This window comes from Clostridium polyendosporum (assembly GCF_018332455.1).
GTDB lineage: Bacteria > Bacillota > Clostridia > Clostridiales > Clostridiaceae > Clostridium_AY > Clostridium_AY polyendosporum.
In genome coordinates, this window is the sequence record NZ_BOPZ01000036.1 from 15,599 (window position 1) to 30,336 (window position 14,738).

Annotated in this window: 17 protein-coding genes and 1 rRNA gene (1 of these 18 cut by a window edge); 15 read left to right on the forward strand and 3 right to left on the reverse strand. The window is 29.5% G+C overall.

Annotation, left to right across the window (positions count from 1 at the left end; translation table 11 throughout):
• The first annotated feature begins 54 nt into the window (after window positions 1–54).
• Window positions 55–375, forward strand: a complete 321-nt coding sequence (locus CPJCM30710_RS15510) for a rhodanese-like domain-containing protein (RefSeq protein ID WP_212905073.1) — start codon at window positions 55–57, stop codon at window positions 373–375.
• 600 nt (window positions 376–975) lie between these two features.
• On the opposite strand, the gene CPJCM30710_RS15515 is transcribed toward CPJCM30710_RS15510, so the two are convergent.
• Window positions 976–1,368: a hypothetical protein gene (locus CPJCM30710_RS15515; protein WP_212905074.1), complete on the reverse strand. Its 393-nt coding sequence runs from the start codon at window positions 1,366–1,368 to the stop codon at window positions 976–978.
• A 141-nt stretch (window positions 1,369–1,509) separates the two neighbouring features.
• Between CPJCM30710_RS15515 and CPJCM30710_RS15520 the strand changes: the two genes are divergently transcribed.
• The 10 genes from CPJCM30710_RS15520 to CPJCM30710_RS15565 all read left to right on the forward strand — a co-directional run bounded on the left by CPJCM30710_RS15520 (window position 1,510) and on the right by CPJCM30710_RS15565 (window position 9,450).
• The gene (locus tag CPJCM30710_RS15520) at window positions 1,510–1,653 is read left to right on the forward strand and encodes a hypothetical protein (RefSeq protein WP_212905075.1); all 144 of its coding nucleotides are present in this window, start codon (window positions 1,510–1,512) and stop codon (window positions 1,651–1,653) included.
• A 303-nt stretch (window positions 1,654–1,956) separates the two neighbouring features.
• Window positions 1,957–2,658, forward strand: a complete 702-nt coding sequence (locus CPJCM30710_RS15525) for a flavodoxin family protein (protein WP_212905076.1) — start codon at window positions 1,957–1,959, stop codon at window positions 2,656–2,658.
• A 229-nt stretch (window positions 2,659–2,887) separates the two neighbouring features.
• Window positions 2,888–3,250 (forward strand): TSUP family transporter, encoded by a 363-nt coding sequence (locus CPJCM30710_RS15530; protein ID WP_212905077.1) that lies wholly within the window; start codon window positions 2,888–2,890, stop codon window positions 3,248–3,250.
• Window positions 3,251–4,038: 788 nt separating this feature from the next.
• Window positions 4,039–4,323, forward strand: coding sequence for a hypothetical protein (locus tag CPJCM30710_RS15535; protein ID WP_212905078.1), 285 nt, complete (start codon window positions 4,039–4,041; stop codon window positions 4,321–4,323).
• A 762-nt stretch (window positions 4,324–5,085) separates the two neighbouring features.
• Window positions 5,086–5,712: a class I SAM-dependent methyltransferase gene (locus CPJCM30710_RS15540; RefSeq protein ID WP_212905079.1), complete on the forward strand. Its 627-nt coding sequence runs from the start codon at window positions 5,086–5,088 to the stop codon at window positions 5,710–5,712.
• A gap of 69 nt (window positions 5,713–5,781) precedes the next feature.
• On the forward strand, window positions 5,782–6,933 hold the full coding sequence (locus tag CPJCM30710_RS15545) for a trans-sulfuration enzyme family protein (RefSeq protein ID WP_212905080.1): 1,152 nt from the start codon (window positions 5,782–5,784) through the stop codon (window positions 6,931–6,933).
• Window positions 6,926–7,378, forward strand: coding sequence for an S-ribosylhomocysteine lyase (locus tag CPJCM30710_RS15550; protein ID WP_212905081.1), 453 nt, complete (start codon window positions 6,926–6,928; stop codon window positions 7,376–7,378). Before CPJCM30710_RS15545 ends, CPJCM30710_RS15550 begins: the two co-directional genes overlap by 8 nt.
• Entirely contained in the window at window positions 7,362–8,273 is a 912-nt protein-coding gene (locus tag CPJCM30710_RS15555; protein WP_212905082.1) for a PLP-dependent cysteine synthase family protein, read from the forward strand. Before CPJCM30710_RS15550 ends, CPJCM30710_RS15555 begins: the two co-directional genes overlap by 17 nt.
• Before the next feature lie 222 nt (window positions 8,274–8,495).
• Window positions 8,496–8,996 carry a VanZ family protein gene (locus tag CPJCM30710_RS15560; RefSeq protein ID WP_212905083.1) on the forward strand — a complete coding sequence of 167 codons (501 nt, stop codon included), beginning with the start codon at window positions 8,496–8,498 and terminating at the stop codon, window positions 8,994–8,996.
• A gap of 256 nt (window positions 8,997–9,252) precedes the next feature.
• The gene (locus tag CPJCM30710_RS15565) at window positions 9,253–9,450 is read left to right on the forward strand and encodes an alpha/beta-type small acid-soluble spore protein (protein ID WP_212904302.1); all 198 of its coding nucleotides are present in this window, start codon (window positions 9,253–9,255) and stop codon (window positions 9,448–9,450) included.
• 431 nt (window positions 9,451–9,881) lie between these two features.
• Here the strand turns inward: CPJCM30710_RS15565 and CPJCM30710_RS15570 are convergent, their stop codons facing one another.
• Window positions 9,882–10,091: a hypothetical protein gene (locus tag CPJCM30710_RS15570; RefSeq protein WP_212905084.1), complete on the reverse strand. Its 210-nt coding sequence runs from the start codon at window positions 10,089–10,091 to the stop codon at window positions 9,882–9,884.
• A gap of 336 nt (window positions 10,092–10,427) precedes the next feature.
• On the opposite strand from CPJCM30710_RS15570, the gene CPJCM30710_RS15575 reads away from it, so the two are divergent.
• The 3 genes from CPJCM30710_RS15575 (at window position 10,428) to CPJCM30710_RS15585 (ending at window position 13,056) form a co-directional block, all read left to right on the forward strand.
• Entirely contained in the window at window positions 10,428–10,907 is a 480-nt protein-coding gene (locus CPJCM30710_RS15575) for a flavodoxin family protein (RefSeq protein WP_212905085.1), read from the forward strand.
• A 218-nt stretch (window positions 10,908–11,125) separates the two neighbouring features.
• Entirely contained in the window at window positions 11,126–12,106 is a 981-nt protein-coding gene (locus tag CPJCM30710_RS15580) for an aldolase catalytic domain-containing protein (protein WP_212905086.1), read from the forward strand.
• A gap of 266 nt (window positions 12,107–12,372) precedes the next feature.
• Window positions 12,373–13,056: an N-acetylmuramoyl-L-alanine amidase gene (locus CPJCM30710_RS15585; RefSeq protein WP_212905087.1), complete on the forward strand. Its 684-nt coding sequence runs from the start codon at window positions 12,373–12,375 to the stop codon at window positions 13,054–13,056.
• Window positions 13,057–13,211: 155 nt separating this feature from the next.
• Here CPJCM30710_RS15585 and CPJCM30710_RS15590 read toward each other — a convergent pair whose 3' ends face one another.
• A complete protein-coding gene (locus tag CPJCM30710_RS15590; protein ID WP_212905088.1) occupies window positions 13,212–14,036 on the reverse strand; it encodes an aldo/keto reductase in 825 nt (274 codons plus the stop codon).
• 646 nt (window positions 14,037–14,682) lie between these two features.
• Between CPJCM30710_RS15590 and CPJCM30710_RS18325 the strand changes: the two genes are divergently transcribed.
• Window positions 14,683–14,738 (forward strand): 16S ribosomal RNA (locus CPJCM30710_RS18325) (its annotated part continues 407 nt past the right edge of the window); the annotation flags it as partial.

Below are 14,738 nucleotides of genomic sequence, written 5' to 3' on the forward strand. Positions count from 1 at the left end.
TAAGATGAAAGAGTATTGAAAAAATAGAGATGAATTAAAATAGGAGGATGAGTTATGTTTTCATTTTTCAGTAAAAATAGAGTCAATTCAGTGAACGTTAATGATTTAGGAGAGGTATTAGAAAAAATAAATTTAATTGATATAAGAGAGCCTTACGAATATAAAAGTGGTCATTTATCAAATGCAAAGAATATTCCTATGAGTAAAATTATAGATGAAGCTGAAAAATATCTAGATAAATCAAAAGAATATCATATAATCTGTCAATCAGGGGGAAGAAGTACAAGAACTTGTAAAGAATTAAAGGCTAAAGGGTTCAATGTAGTTAATGTATCAGGTGGAACTAATGGATATAGAGGAGCTTTAAAAAAATAATAATAATTAAGCGGATTTTAAGTTTAAACTATTATATTAAGTAATCATTGATACAAATATTCTAGAAAAATAAACTACATTCACAGCTTCTTAACTATCTATGAAGTGGTTAAGAGGTTGTGAATGTAATTTGTTTTGTTATTAAGACATATTTTCGATACTATAAAAGTTAATGATTGGAGTTGTGTTCGGGGGCGATATAAAGAACAATATCTGAGTTATAAGTTTGTAATTAAAAAGAGTTTTAAATCGCTAAGTAATAATATAGAGCACGTAACAATCTACCTTACACCATTATAAATACCTAGCTAGACCGTACATTATAAGGTGGGACCTTAATATAATTGATGATTTTTCACTATATTAAAGCTTTTCCCCACAATATAAAATCTTTCCTGTGACTATATATAAGCCAAGGGTTACCTATATATCCCAATATAAAACATATATAAGTTGTGACTCAACTGTTACGTACCCTGCGCTATTATATTAACCTTTTACGTTTAAGTATATACAGGAAGTTTTAACTAAATAGGTGTGTCAATGTAAAAGAGCACTTAAAAAATTAGGTGCTCTTAAAATTTATAAATTAAATTATATCTATGGTTCTATTCTATGTTTTTTATGTTTTTTATGTTGATAATATGGGAAAAATGGTGGGTAAAAATAAGATGGATAAGGGTTATAGTAGTATGGTTGATGATAGTATGGTTGATGGTGATAGTGATGAGAAGGATGCTTAGGAGAATATTCATCCGTATATCCATAATATTGTCTATCATTATCTAAATCATCTTCTTCAAGGCTTTGATTAGAGGTTATTCTTTCGTATTCTGTAGCTATTGGGCATGTATGTCTCATTGGACAAATATGCATATATGGACAAGTATGCATTGCAGGAGTAAAAGGTTTCATTTTTTCACTGTAGCCTTCAACTTGTTCACTATATCCATCAGAATAATCATATTGTTTAGGTTGATCAGAATTATACATAATATTCCTCATTAAAATTATTTACAAATTAGTATATGAATAATAGTGTAAAAGGTTCCACATAAGTAAAAATAAGTAAAGTGTATTTATAAAACATAAAATATCTAGTACTACAGATAATAACCATTAGAGGTGATATTAATGGTAAATAAGCTTAAAGTGAAAGATAAACAATATGCAAGATTAGGAATAAGAAAAAACACTAATGGAGATTTGGAATATATTGATCCTTCTGAAAAAAATAAATCAAAATATGAACCAATTAAAAAATATACGAGGCCATAGATTCAAAAGTATATAAACATAGAGGGAGTAGGATAAACAATGAAAGATTATCTTACTCTCTTTTTATATTTTAAGTTAATTATCTAATAACTATGAAATAATTAAATTTATTGTTATAATAATGTGTGAATGGAAACTGGTTAATTATGGTTTTAAGACGCTTGAACATTAGAAGATAAATGGTATAAATACAAATAATTTTAAAATTCAGTAGTAACATTACTTGGATAAAGTAATTCTAATAAAAAAGAAGCATAGTCATTTTACAACATATAATAAGACCATAAACGGAGGTGGAAATCAATGAAGGTAACAATAATCTACGGTAATAATAGAGAGGGTAATACATATAACTGTGTATCTGTATTTAAGAATCAATTAAGAGAATACAACAATATTGATTATGCTGAATATTTTGTGCCGAGGGACATGCCTTATTTTTGCAGTGGATGCATGAACTGTATATGCAATGGAGAGGACAAATGTCCTCACTATAAAACGATGAAGCCGATAATTGATGATATTATGACCTCTGATGGAGTGATTTTAGCTTCACCTGTCTATGTAATGAATGTGTCTGGAAGTATGAAAGCACTTCTAGACCATTTAGCGAAAATGTGGATGCCTCACCGTCCTAATATTGAGATATTTCAAAAAGTTGGTATAGCAATATCCACGGCAGCAGGAGCGGGAATTAAGGAAGCAAACAAAACTCTAACAAACACCTTTAAGTTTATGGGCTTTAAACGTTATTATTCTTTAGGTTGTAGAGCTATTGATCTTGAAAACAGAGATATTAAGACTCAAAAAAGAATTGAAAAATCAGCAAAGAGATTTTATAAGGCTCTTTTACATAGAAAAGAGTTGAAACCAAAGCTTTTTACAAAAATGTTTTTCCGTATAATGTGTTCGATGATAAAAGATTATGATGATTACGGTAGGTTTGCTCTTGATAAAAAGTACTGGAGAGAAAATGGATGGCTTGACGGTAAAAAGCCTTTTTAACTAAGGTTTTTCGAATGCGATAACATCTAGAGATAAAGTACACTATTTACATCAATAGAATAGAATGTAGCTTTGTTAATTATGATTCAAATACAGGATCAATTGTATATAATTCAATGTAATATTTGGTATAATGTTTATGTAGCAATTGTTAAGAAATATATACAAGTTTTTAACTTGAAAATTTGTAGAATATTATTTATAACTATAACTTAGAGGAGGAGACGTCATGGTAGACTTAATAGTTTATGTAGTAATTGGTATTTTAGCAGGTGTTTTAAGTGGATTGTTTGGAATTGGTGGTGGAATAATAATTATTCCTTTACTAATGTTTTTAAAAGGATTTCCTCAATTAAAAGCTCAAGGGACTTCTCTAATTGCAATGCTTCCACCAGTTGGTATATTTGCATTTCTTGAATACTATAAAAAAGGAAATACGGATGTATATGCTGGTATAATTATCTGTATAACTATGATTATTAGTGCAAAATTTGGAGGACAACTCGCAAATATGCTTCCAATGAATATAATGAGAAAAGCTTTTGGGATATTTGTTATTTTAGTAGGAATAAAAACCTTTTTAGGAAAATAAACAATTTAAATGTTCTTTAGATCATTACATAATATTTAGATTTTTAACTTCTTCATTTTTAAACCCACAATTAGAGCATAGTTGACTTGAAGGGCAGTACGAAACTAGTATTGTAAAAGAATATGAGGTATATTTATTTAATCAATATATCCATAATAATAACATAATCCAAAGAGATAGTAGATTATCTTTGGATTAAAAAATGCCGAATGACTTCAGAACGTTGTAGGGGTATAATAATAGTATGGATATTTGGCAGAGCACACCGCAGGGACTTACAAAAGGGTGTTACTGCAAGAAGGCATCTAGGAAACTAGATGTCTTTTAAACTTAACAAATTCTTTATATTGTTACAATAATTCTATAATAAATCTGATGTATGATAAAGATACCCTATCTTCATTAACAAAATAAAAAAATAAGAAGCACTTGAACAAGACTATAAAGCTTGGAATCAGGTGTTTTTTATGATTAACATATATTTCTGTTAAGGTGACTGTAATATTTGTTTTCAATTTATTTTTATGATGAAATCAAGGATTAGAAGCATCTTAATGAACTCATAAATTGAAAATATTTCATAATAAATAGATATATTTAAAAAATATGGGTTAAAAGTGGCTAAAAAATTTGCTGACTATTATATAGAACTATGTAATGTCACAGCAGCAGATAAAAAGACAGAGTGTAGATAGAAAGATATTAGAGATTATAAGAAATAGAAATATGTGCTGAAACACAAGTAATAATCAAATCTTCACTAGAGTATAAATAGTGGAGGTGATTTTATGATTATTACTGATAATAGAAAAGGATTTAAAACAAATGCAGAAGTTGGTGATATTATAGTAACTGACAGTGGGGATCATTATTTAGTGATTAGCAAAACTGAATATGGCAGAAATGGTATTCCTATGCGTGCACATAGGCTGTTAGATTTAAGTGAATTGAGTACTTTTTGCATTGGTGAAGTGAATGAGAGCATTGAGGTTGGTTATAAATTTGAACGCAATAAGGAACAAATAATCACTGAGATTATTGGTCGTGACAATTTGGAGATAACAATAAAGTAGTTAATGAGCTGTAAAAAGCTCTTTTTCATTTCCAAAACAAACGAATGAAACAAAAAATAAATATAATTTAGAAATAAATTCATATAAAAGAATGCTGGAATACTAGTTTTAGTAACTTCGTAGAAAGTATAATAAATGATAGACAACATTAATAGTATCTTTGCATATTATGATAATATAAAACATAGTAAACATATAAGTTTTATATAAATAAAAATGCTATGAGAAGAAATAGTAGCATAAGGGAAACTATCAGAGAGAAATCTCCATTGGATGAAAGGGATTTTTAGCATAACTTGTGTGAATGCGTCTTTGAGCACTGCTTCGAAGTATATAGATAAACAACTTGACAACTAAATTCATTTACTGTCATTTCATGAAGTAAAATCTGACTAAAGCTGAGCAGGGGATGCCTACTGAGTTTTAATAAGAATTAAAGTGTTTATCTTTAGTAGACAGCAGCGGTACTCTCGTTAAAGAGTTAAGGTATTCATGTACCTGAAAGAGATACTTTTATATTTATTTATATAAGGGTAATTAGAGTGGAACCGTGGGATATAAACTTCTGCCTCTAAATAGATAGAGATAGGAGTTTTTTTATTTTACTTCAATTTTTCAAAGAAAAATTTGGTTAAGTTTAAATGGCTCGATGTCTATTTAATCTTATTATTAAAATTGTTAGTTATAGAAATGCTTTATTGAATTGAATTTATAATTGAGTATTACTACATAAAACTAACTAATTTACAAAGGAGTATTATTATGAATTCAAATCAATATTTCGATAATATAGCAAGTCAATGGAATAAGATGAGAAGCGAATATTTTAAAGATGAGATAAGAGATAGAATTATATCTAAATTTAATATTAAAGATAAAGTGGTTGCTGATTTAGGATGTGGAACAGGATTTATTTCTTTAGGGTTAGCAAATGAAGCAGCGATAGTATTTTCATTAGATAGATCTTATAACATGCTCAAAGAACTAAAAGCTACTGCAAATATTTCCGGTAAAAGAAATATATATCCAATAAAATCTGTATTAGATGATTTAGCATTATTCGATGAATCTGTAGATGGAGTTTTTATAAACATGGCTCTTCACCATATAGTTGACACACAAAAAGCAATTCATGAAATGTATAGAGTTCTTAAGAAAGACGGAACAATTGTTATTTCAGATGTTTATAAGCATACTGGAGAGTGGGCAAGAGAAGAAATGTTTGATGAATGGCTAGGTTTTACTGAAGATCAAATCATGCAGTGGCTCGAACAAGCTGGATTTAAAAATATAACTATAGAGAATACAGGTTTAACATGTAAAGGATATTCAAGTAAAGGTGAATATACCGAAACAGGAATATTTATGGCAACTGGAGTAAAACTTTAATCTAAAATTTAAGTAGTATAACAATTAATAATTGTTATATGAACAAAAGGTATATAAGGAGGAATTAATATGAATATTGAATCATTGCTTATACACGGTGGAGTAGATGGGGATGAAAGAACAGGTGCAGTTAATATTCCTATATTTCAAACTTCCACATATAAACAACCTGGCTTTGGAATAAACAAAGGTTATGAATATTCAAGAACTAGTAATCCAACAAGAGAAGCTTTAGAAAAGCTTATATCAGATCTTGAAGGAGGATATGCTGGATATGCTTTTGCATCAGGTATGGCAGCAATAACAGCCGTTATATCACTTTTTAATTCAGGTGATAAAATATTGATCTCGGATAACCTATATGGTGGAACTTTTAGGGTTTTAGATAAGGTGTTTAAGAATTTTAATATCTTTTATGAAATAATAAATACAACAAATCTTGATGCAATAAGGGAAAATATTGATGAAACAGTAAAGGCAATATTAATTGAAACTCCAACGAATCCTCTTATGGATATCACAGATATAGAGGGAGTAGCTAAAATAAGCAAAGAGAGATCAATTTTAACAATAGTTGATAACACTTTTATGACACCCTACCTTCAGAGACCTCTAGATTTTGGAGCAGACATAGTAGTTCACAGTGCTACTAAATATTTAGGAGGACACAGTGACCTTGTAGCTGGACTAGTGATTGTAAATAATGAGGAGCTAAGTGAAAAATTGCATTTTATTCAAAATTCTACAGGTGGGGTTTTAGGTCCTTTTGATTCATTTTTATTAATAAGAGGGATAAAAACATTAGCTGTTAGAATGGATAGACATAATTCTAATACAAAAAAAATTGCAGAATTTCTAAGAACTAGAGAAGAAGTGAATAAGGTATACTATCCTGGATTTGAAGATCATGTAGGATATGAGATTCAAAAGAAACAAGCTAGGGGCTTTGGGGGAGTAATATCTTTTATACTAAAAGATAACGTTGATTATAAAAAGTTTGTTGAAAGTTTAAAGTTAATAACTTTTGGAGAGAGCCTTGGAGGGGTTGAATCTCTTGTATGCCATCCAGCATCCATGACTCATGGATCAATACCATACGAAATAAGACAAAAAGTTGGTATAGTAGAAAATCTTATAAGACTTTCTGTTGGAATAGAAAACTCAGAAGATGTAATAGAGGATTTAGAAAACGCATTTAGGGAGGTAAGGAAAAATGATTAAGGTAGAAAGTTTTTCATTAGATCATACAAAGGTAAAGGCACCATATGTGAGGAAGTGTGGAAAGCAGATAGGAGCCAATGGAGATTTAATAACTAAATTTGATTTAAGATTCATGCAGCCAAATAAGGAAGATATGCCAACTGCTGCAATACACACTCTGGAGCATCTTCTGGCAGGATATATGAGAGAAAAACTTGATGGAATAATAGATATTTCTCCTATGGGATGCAGAACAGGCTTCTATATGGTAGCCTGGGGAGAAGTTTCAGTAGAACAAGTTATAGAGGCAGTAGAGTATTCACTTAAGAAGATTATTGCAGCTGGAGAAGTGCCGGCTGCAAATGTAATTCAATGTGGGAATTATAGGGACCATTCATTATTTTCAGCTAAAGAATATGCAAAGTATGTTTTGGAGAAGGGGATAAGTAGTGAAGTATTTAGATGATATTAGAGAATTTATAGGAAATACTCCAATAATAAAGATAAATAATTTTAATATAAAAGAGGGTATTAATGTATTTGCAAAGCTTGAATGCTTTAATCCTGGTGGTAGCGTAAAAGATAGAATAGGTCAATATATGATAAAAGCTGCTGAAGATGAGGGAAGATTAAAAAAGGGTTATACAATCATTGAGGCTACAGCAGGAAATACTGGGTTAGGAATAGCCCAAGCTGCATTAAATAAAGGGTATAATATCATATTTATTGTACCTACTAAGTTTTCTATGGAAAAACAAATTCTTATGAAAGCTTTAGGAGCAAAAATAATAAATACTCCAAGAGAATTAGGAATGCTTGGAGCGGTAAGCAAAGCAGAGGAACTGTTAAAATCCATAGATAACTCTGTAAGCTTAAATCAATTTGAAAATATGTACAATCCTTTAGCTCACTATGAGACTACAGGGCCTGAGATATATGAAGACCTGGAAGGAAAAATAGATTATTTTATTGCAGGTGCTGGGAGTGGTGGAACTTATACAGGAATTATAAAGTATCTTAAAGAAAGAAATCCCAATATTAAGGGTATACTAGCAGATCCAGAAGGCTCAACGATGGGAGGAGGCAGTGCTGGTTGCTATAATATAGAGGGTATTGGTAATGACTTTATACCAAAAACAATGGATATAAATCTTGTAGACAAGGTAATTAAGATTAATGATGAGGAATCTTTTGATATAATGAAGAAACTAGCTTTAAGAGAAGGAATTATCGTGGGAAGCTCTTCAGGCGCAGCAATGGCAGCTGTGTTAAAACTTGTAGAGCAAATTGATGGAGGTAATATTGTAACGGTATTTCCAGATAGAGGGGATAGATATTTAAGCAAAGGAATATATGGTTAAAATCATATGCATTATTGTGTGAAATAACAGATTTAAATATGAAAGGGGGCTTTACTTGCTTAATAAAGTGTTATAAAGCACCCTTTAAACTATTAAAATTATTATGTTATGTTAAAAGATATAAAAAGAGTAAAATTTTATTTAAAAAATTATTAACAGATATCTTGTTAGCTTGAAGCGATATGGCATCATAGCTATACTATAGTTATGGAGGGGGATAAATTGAAAAAAATTGTTATACTATTATGTTTATTATGGATGGGATTTATATTTTACATGTCAAGTAATATTGGAGAAGTTTCACACAAGAGAAGTGATGCAGTAGTTACTTTCATTGAAAATCAAAGTAATGAATTAAAAGTACAAAATGGGGGGACTATTAAAGCGAAACAAATAAAAAAGAATAAATTAGATCATCTTGTTAGAAAAAATGCACATGCATTTGAATATATTGTTTTAGCAATGCTAGTAAGTGGTGCTTTGTTTACATATAACTTGAAAGGTAAAGAAGCCTTAATATATGTCATGTTTATTTGTTTATTTTATGCTGTAACTGATGAATTCCACCAATCATTTGTACCAGGAAGAACTTCTTTTATAAGCGATGTTTTAATTGATTTTTTAGGAGCTATTATAGGTTTGGGACTTTATTACTTATTCTACTATAGATTATATCAAAAATATTTTATCAATATGAAAGTTAATAGGATACGTATTAGTTAAAAGAAAAAAATATTAAATAAAAAGTGATGTTCTATCAAGATGTTTTAGATATACATAACATAAATATATCCAATTAATAAAAGGATTATTTTCTCACAAGGTTTCATGCGGCATCAGAGAGACAAGGAGATTTTATCCTAAGCTGTAATTAAATCACTAGTCTAATAATTTTTAATTTATACAAACTATAAATGTAAGCTTAGTATAAATTTAAATACAAGCTTAATAAAAAGTTATACATTAGGAGGAAATGATTATGGCAAATAGAAATAATAGAGTATTAGTTCCAGAAGCAAAAGCAGGTTTAAATCAATTTAAAATGGAATCAGCTAGAGAAGTAGGCGTAAATCTTAAAGATGGATACAATGGAGACTTAACTGCAAGAGAAGCTGGATCCATAGGTGGAAATATGGTCAAGAAAATGGTAGAAAGTTACGAACAAGGCTTAAAATAAAACATTAATAAGAAAAAAGCTCTAGAATAAATCTAGAGCTTTTTTCTTAGAGAAAATTGTATTATAACATAAACTTAGTTCAGAAGCCTTAATATTTTATGGAGTAAACAAAAAAATATTCATAAGTTTTGGTACATATAAAGATATTTTTTTATATACATCGATTTATTATGGTATAGAATAAATTTTAGTTATATTCTTCTTTTTTTAGAATCATGTTATAATAATCACAAGAATATACTTAGTAGAGGATAATAGATTATGTTAAAGATGACTATATTACAATTTTTTTTAAGAGGTATTCCAGAGTCTTTATTAGTTGTATGGGCTATATATGTATTTTCTTTTAAAGAAATAGTAGCCAAGCCTTTCATTATCTCCAGTTGTCTTTTTGCTATCATTGTATATATAGTAAGGTTACTTCCAATCCATTATGGAGTACATACTATTATAATCGTATTATTATACATATTTATAAATTTCTTTATAAACAAAATATCAATAAACAAATCAATTTCAGCCATTTTTCTAGCCGTAATTTTCTTAAGTATATCTGAATTAATTAATATACTTATTTTAGATTTATTTAATATAAATTTAAATTCAATAGGTATTAATTCAGTTCCTGCAGCTTTATACACTTCAGTATCCCTTTTTATATTTGCAGGTTTTATATTCATATTTTATAAAACAGCATATAAATCTAAACTTTCTAGTACTAAAGCTTTTAACGATTATAATAACTAATTTAGCAAACAGTAAGGTGTTAGGCTAATGATGAGGCTACCCTAAAAAGTAATTTAAAATTACTTTTTAGGGTAGCCTTTTATTTGCTGCCATTTCACAAAGTGATATATGGATAAATTTACCAAAGATGATTTAATACAATTGCTATTTTAACTGAAATAGATATAATTAAAAGTGTTTCTAAACATATACTATTTTAGATATAATTTCAAAATATGTGAGGTGAAAACATGAAAGCTGTAGTAATTTTTTATTCCTTAGAAGGCAATACTAGATTAATTGCAAATACAATAAGCGAGGAGCTTAAGGCGGAAATAGTAGAGATTAAGCCTAAGAGACAAATACCTAGTAGTGGATTAAAGAAGTATTTTTGGGGTGGAAAGCAGGTTGTGTTAAAAGAAAGACCTGAGATAGAAGAAATAAATATTGATTTCTCTAAATATGATTTAATTGTATTTGGTACACCGGTATGGGCTGGTAGATTTGCACCTGTATTCAATACTTTTTTTAATAAATATAAGATAAGAGATAAAAGGATTGCTCTATTCTGCTGTCATGGTGGTGGAAAAGAAGGAAAAACCTTTATTGAATTTAAAGAGCATCTAAAAGGGAATGAGTTTATAGGGGAAGTAGACTTTAAAGATCCTTTAAAAAGGAATAGTAATGACCATATTTTAAAAGCTAAAGAGTGGATAAATAATATAATTTAAAAAATGTTAGCAAAATAAACTATGTTCACAAAGTATTTTGCTCATAATAAGTATAGGGACTTCATTCTAAGTAAAATAAATAAAATTATTAATAAAACCATATGCTAGTAATACATACTCTAGCAAATGTAATATTAAATGCAAATATACAACAATCTTTAATATATTTTTATAAAAGAACTTTATTTTAAATCTTATTAAGAAAGGGACGAAGAGATATGAAAAGAAAAGGTACATGGCTTACATACAGAGAAGATGTAAGGGTATTTGACTGTACAATCAGAGATGGAGGCTTGATAAATAATTTTTATTTTGATGATGATCTTGTAAGAGCAGTATATGATACCTGTGAAGCGGCAGGAATAGACTACATGGAAATAGGCTATAAAGCATCAAAAGATATATTTTCACCATCTAACTTTGGAAAAGCTAAATTTTGTAATGAGCAATTTGTAAGAGAAATTGTTGGAGATAGAGAAAAGAGAGTAAAAATATCTGTAATGGCAGATGCTGGACGTACTAATTACAAGGAAGATATTTTAAACAAGAGTGAAAGTGCTATAGATATGGTTAGAGTAGCTGCATATATTCATCAAATCCCTGCAGCTATAGATATTATTAAAGATGTAAAGGATAAAGGATATGAGTCAACAATAAACTTAATGTCAGTTTCAGCTGTTAAGGAAAAGGAGTTGGAGGAAGCTCTTGAAGTAATTGGGAAAACTGATGTAGATGTTATTTATTTAGTAGATAGTTTTGGTTCTTTATATTCTGAAGATATTGAAAACTTAATGATAACATTTAATCAAGTAGCACAGAGTTATAATAAAAAGATTGGAATACATTCACACAATAATCAGCAATTGGCTTATGCAAATACATTGGAAGCTATGATGAGGGGAGCAAGTTATTTAGATGCAACCTTCGGTGGATTAGGAAGAGGAGCAGGTAACTGCCCAATGGAATTATTGATGGGCTTTTTAAAGAATCCAAAATACTCCTTACGTCCTATATTGAAATGTCTTGATGACTATATAGTACCTTTAAAGGGAAAAATGAAATGGGGAACGGATGTACCATATATGTTAACAGGTCAATATAACATACATCCTAAATTGGCAATATCTTTTGTTGAAAGTGAGGATCGTAATAAAAATTATACTGAATTTTATGATTCTTTACTGAATGAAAATCTTTAATTAAGTTGGGTACTTTTATATTTATTAAGCCCCACACCATCTTATGGTTAGGGGCTTTTTTTTATGTGCTGTCATTTAAAGAAGTTTTTAATGATGATAAGTCAATAGATGAGAATAGGATAAATGAGAAGGAAATAAAATAACTATATTTATAAGAAGATAAATAAGCCGTACTGGGGTCACCAGTAGGTTTTTTGATTAAATATCACATCTCTCCTAAAATGTATGAAGAAATTGCATATATCTTAGTTAGGGAGGTGGATAAAATGAATAAAATTTCTACAATAGCAATAGACATAGGGCATAATGTTCAATTCGATGGTGGAGCTTTAGGGATAAAGTCTGAGAATGTTTTAAATTTTGAAGTAGGTACAAAGCTTATTGAAAAATGCAGAGCTGTAGGTATTAATGTAATTAACTGTACACCGAAAAGTGCTGTTAGTTTATATGACTCTTTAAATAAGAGGGTTGAGGCAGCCAATAATAGAAATGCTGATTTCTTTATATCAATTCACCATAATGCTTGTGCTGGTGGTCATGGTACAGAGATACTATGTATTCCTGGTGGAAAAGCTGAAGAAGTTGCTAATATAATTCTTCCTGAAATAGTCAAGTTAGGTTTCAGTAATAGAGGAGTAAAACCTAGAAATGATTTATTTGTTTTGAATAAAACTAATATGTCTGCTATTTTAATTGAATGTGCTTTCTGCGACAGTAAAAGGGATATGCAAAACTATGATACTGAAAAAGTGGCAGAAGCAATATTCCAAGGTCTTTATAAAGCCTTTAATATTTCTAAAACTACTGAGGTTTATCATATAGTAGCTCCTGGTGATACTTTATGGGCTCTAACAAGAAAGTATGGAACCACTATAAATAACATCGTAACCTTAAATAATATAAAAAATATTAATCTTATTTGTCCAGGTCAGAAGCTTAGGATGAAATAATGTAAGATTTTTAAACAGTGTACATCTTTTGTAATATTAAATTGCTTGTATTAACACAAGAAAGCCTGTTTTGGGCTTCCTTGTGTTGTTAATAAAGATAAACAGCTTCAATCCTTAATCAATTCACTTATGAAGTTGTTTATCTATATATTAAATTAAAAAGTAATATGATCTGGATCTGGGCCAATTCTCTCCCCGGTGTTTAATGAAGCTATTTTCTCCATATCTTCTGATGTTATTTCAAAATCATATAAATCAATATTTTCTTTTATTCTCTCTGGAGTAATAGATTTTGGAATTGTTACTACTCCCATTTGTAAATCCCATCTCAGAGTTATTTGTGAAATTGATTTTCCGTACTTTTTAGCCAGTTCCTGCATTAGTGGAATCTCTAGTATTTTTCCCCTCATCAATGGCCCCCAAGCCTCTAGCTGAATATTGTGTTTTTTACAGAATTCATGAACCTCAGTTTGTGGAAACTGAGGATGGTATTCTACTTGGTTTACCATTGGAATAATTTCAGCATCTTCCATAAGTTCTTCTAAGTGGTGAACATTAAAGTTACTTACACCTATTGATCTTACTTTTCCTTCTTTGTATAATTTCTCTAAGGCCTTCCAAGTTTCCTTGCTTAGTTCTTTTGGCCAGTGGATTAAATATAAGTCAAGATAGTCTGTATCAAGCTTTTTTAATGAAGTTTTGAAGGATTCCAAGGTTTTTTCATAACCTTGATCAGTATTCCACACCTTACTTACTAGAAAAATTTCTTCTCTAGGTACACCACTTTCCTTTATACCAATTCCTATTTCCTCTTCATTTTGGTAGAAAGATGCTGTATCTATATGTCTGTATCCTAGTTTTAGTGCTTCCTTAATAGAATTTTTTGCAGTTTCTAAATCCTTAACTTTATAAGTACCAAAACCTACCCATGGCATTTTTACACCGTTTTGTAATACTGCATAATCATTAATATTAATCATTACTTTTTCTCCTTATAATATATTAATATACTCACTCAATTAATATTTTGTAGGTATTAATTTCACCCAATATTAAATACGTAGAGCTATGTATAAACTATTACTATAAAAAAGGTGAAATTCCTTCAAAAATTAGGCGTACTTATAATTTATATTCTAAAAAGATTGATTATATATAGGAATGTTTTTATTCATTCTGAGCTAATTATAGGAAATATATTTTTCGTATAAACCTGCCTGGCGTATCATTAGTAGGATAGTTGACAATAAGAGAGGAAAAAAGATAAACATTGAGGTGATTTCATAATATGGTATAAAAATATCTTTTGGCTGTTAGTTTATGTGATAAGATAATTCATGTCGCTACGGTGAGCAAGTGATAGAGAAGTCAACAAAAAAGTGTTGACAACAACTTTAAATGTGATAAGATATAACTTGTCGACTTGATGCGACAAACTAAAAAGTAGCTTCTCTACAGATGTAAATTCAACTTTGAAGAATATAAAAAAGTTGTTGACAGAGAAGTGAAAAGCTGATAAGCTAATTAAGCGGTCAGTTGATGACACGCAAAAATAACTTGGTCTTTGAAAATTAAACAGAGGAAATTAAGTACAGCAATTCTTTTGAGAGCAAGAGATTAAACTTTTAAATTGAGAGTTTGATCCTGGCTCAGGACGAACGCTGGCGGCGTGCCTAACACAT

Bases quoted from the DNA above. Each gene is read 5' to 3' on its own strand.
- CPJCM30710_RS15550 (WP_212905081.1), top strand. From the start codon at position 6,926: ATGATTAAGGTAGAAAGTTTTTCATTAGATCATACAAAGGTAAAGGCA.
- CPJCM30710_RS15545 (WP_212905080.1), top strand. From the start codon at position 5,782: ATGAATATTGAATCATTGCTTATACACGGTGGAGTAGATGGGGATGAA.
- CPJCM30710_RS15515 (WP_212905074.1), bottom strand. From the start codon at position 1,368: ATGTATAATTCTGATCAACCTAAACAATATGATTATTCTGATGGATAT.
- CPJCM30710_RS15520 (WP_212905075.1), top strand. From the start codon at position 1,510: ATGGTAAATAAGCTTAAAGTGAAAGATAAACAATATGCAAGATTAGGA.
- CPJCM30710_RS15565 (WP_212904302.1), top strand. From the start codon at position 9,253: ATGGCAAATAGAAATAATAGAGTATTAGTTCCAGAAGCAAAAGCAGGT.
- CPJCM30710_RS15535 (WP_212905078.1), top strand. From the start codon at position 4,039: ATGATTATTACTGATAATAGAAAAGGATTTAAAACAAATGCAGAAGTT.
- CPJCM30710_RS15525 (WP_212905076.1), top strand. From the start codon at position 1,957: ATGAAGGTAACAATAATCTACGGTAATAATAGAGAGGGTAATACATAT.
- CPJCM30710_RS15530 (WP_212905077.1), top strand. From the start codon at position 2,888: ATGGTAGACTTAATAGTTTATGTAGTAATTGGTATTTTAGCAGGTGTT.
- CPJCM30710_RS15575 (WP_212905085.1), top strand. From the start codon at position 10,428: ATGAAAGCTGTAGTAATTTTTTATTCCTTAGAAGGCAATACTAGATTA.
- CPJCM30710_RS15585 (WP_212905087.1), top strand. From the start codon at position 12,373: ATGAATAAAATTTCTACAATAGCAATAGACATAGGGCATAATGTTCAA.
- CPJCM30710_RS15580 (WP_212905086.1), top strand. From the start codon at position 11,126: ATGAAAAGAAAAGGTACATGGCTTACATACAGAGAAGATGTAAGGGTA.
- CPJCM30710_RS15590 (WP_212905088.1), bottom strand. From the start codon at position 14,036: ATGATTAATATTAATGATTATGCAGTATTACAAAACGGTGTAAAAATG.
- CPJCM30710_RS15510 (WP_212905073.1), top strand. From the start codon at position 55: ATGTTTTCATTTTTCAGTAAAAATAGAGTCAATTCAGTGAACGTTAAT.
- CPJCM30710_RS15540 (WP_212905079.1), top strand. From the start codon at position 5,086: ATGAATTCAAATCAATATTTCGATAATATAGCAAGTCAATGGAATAAG.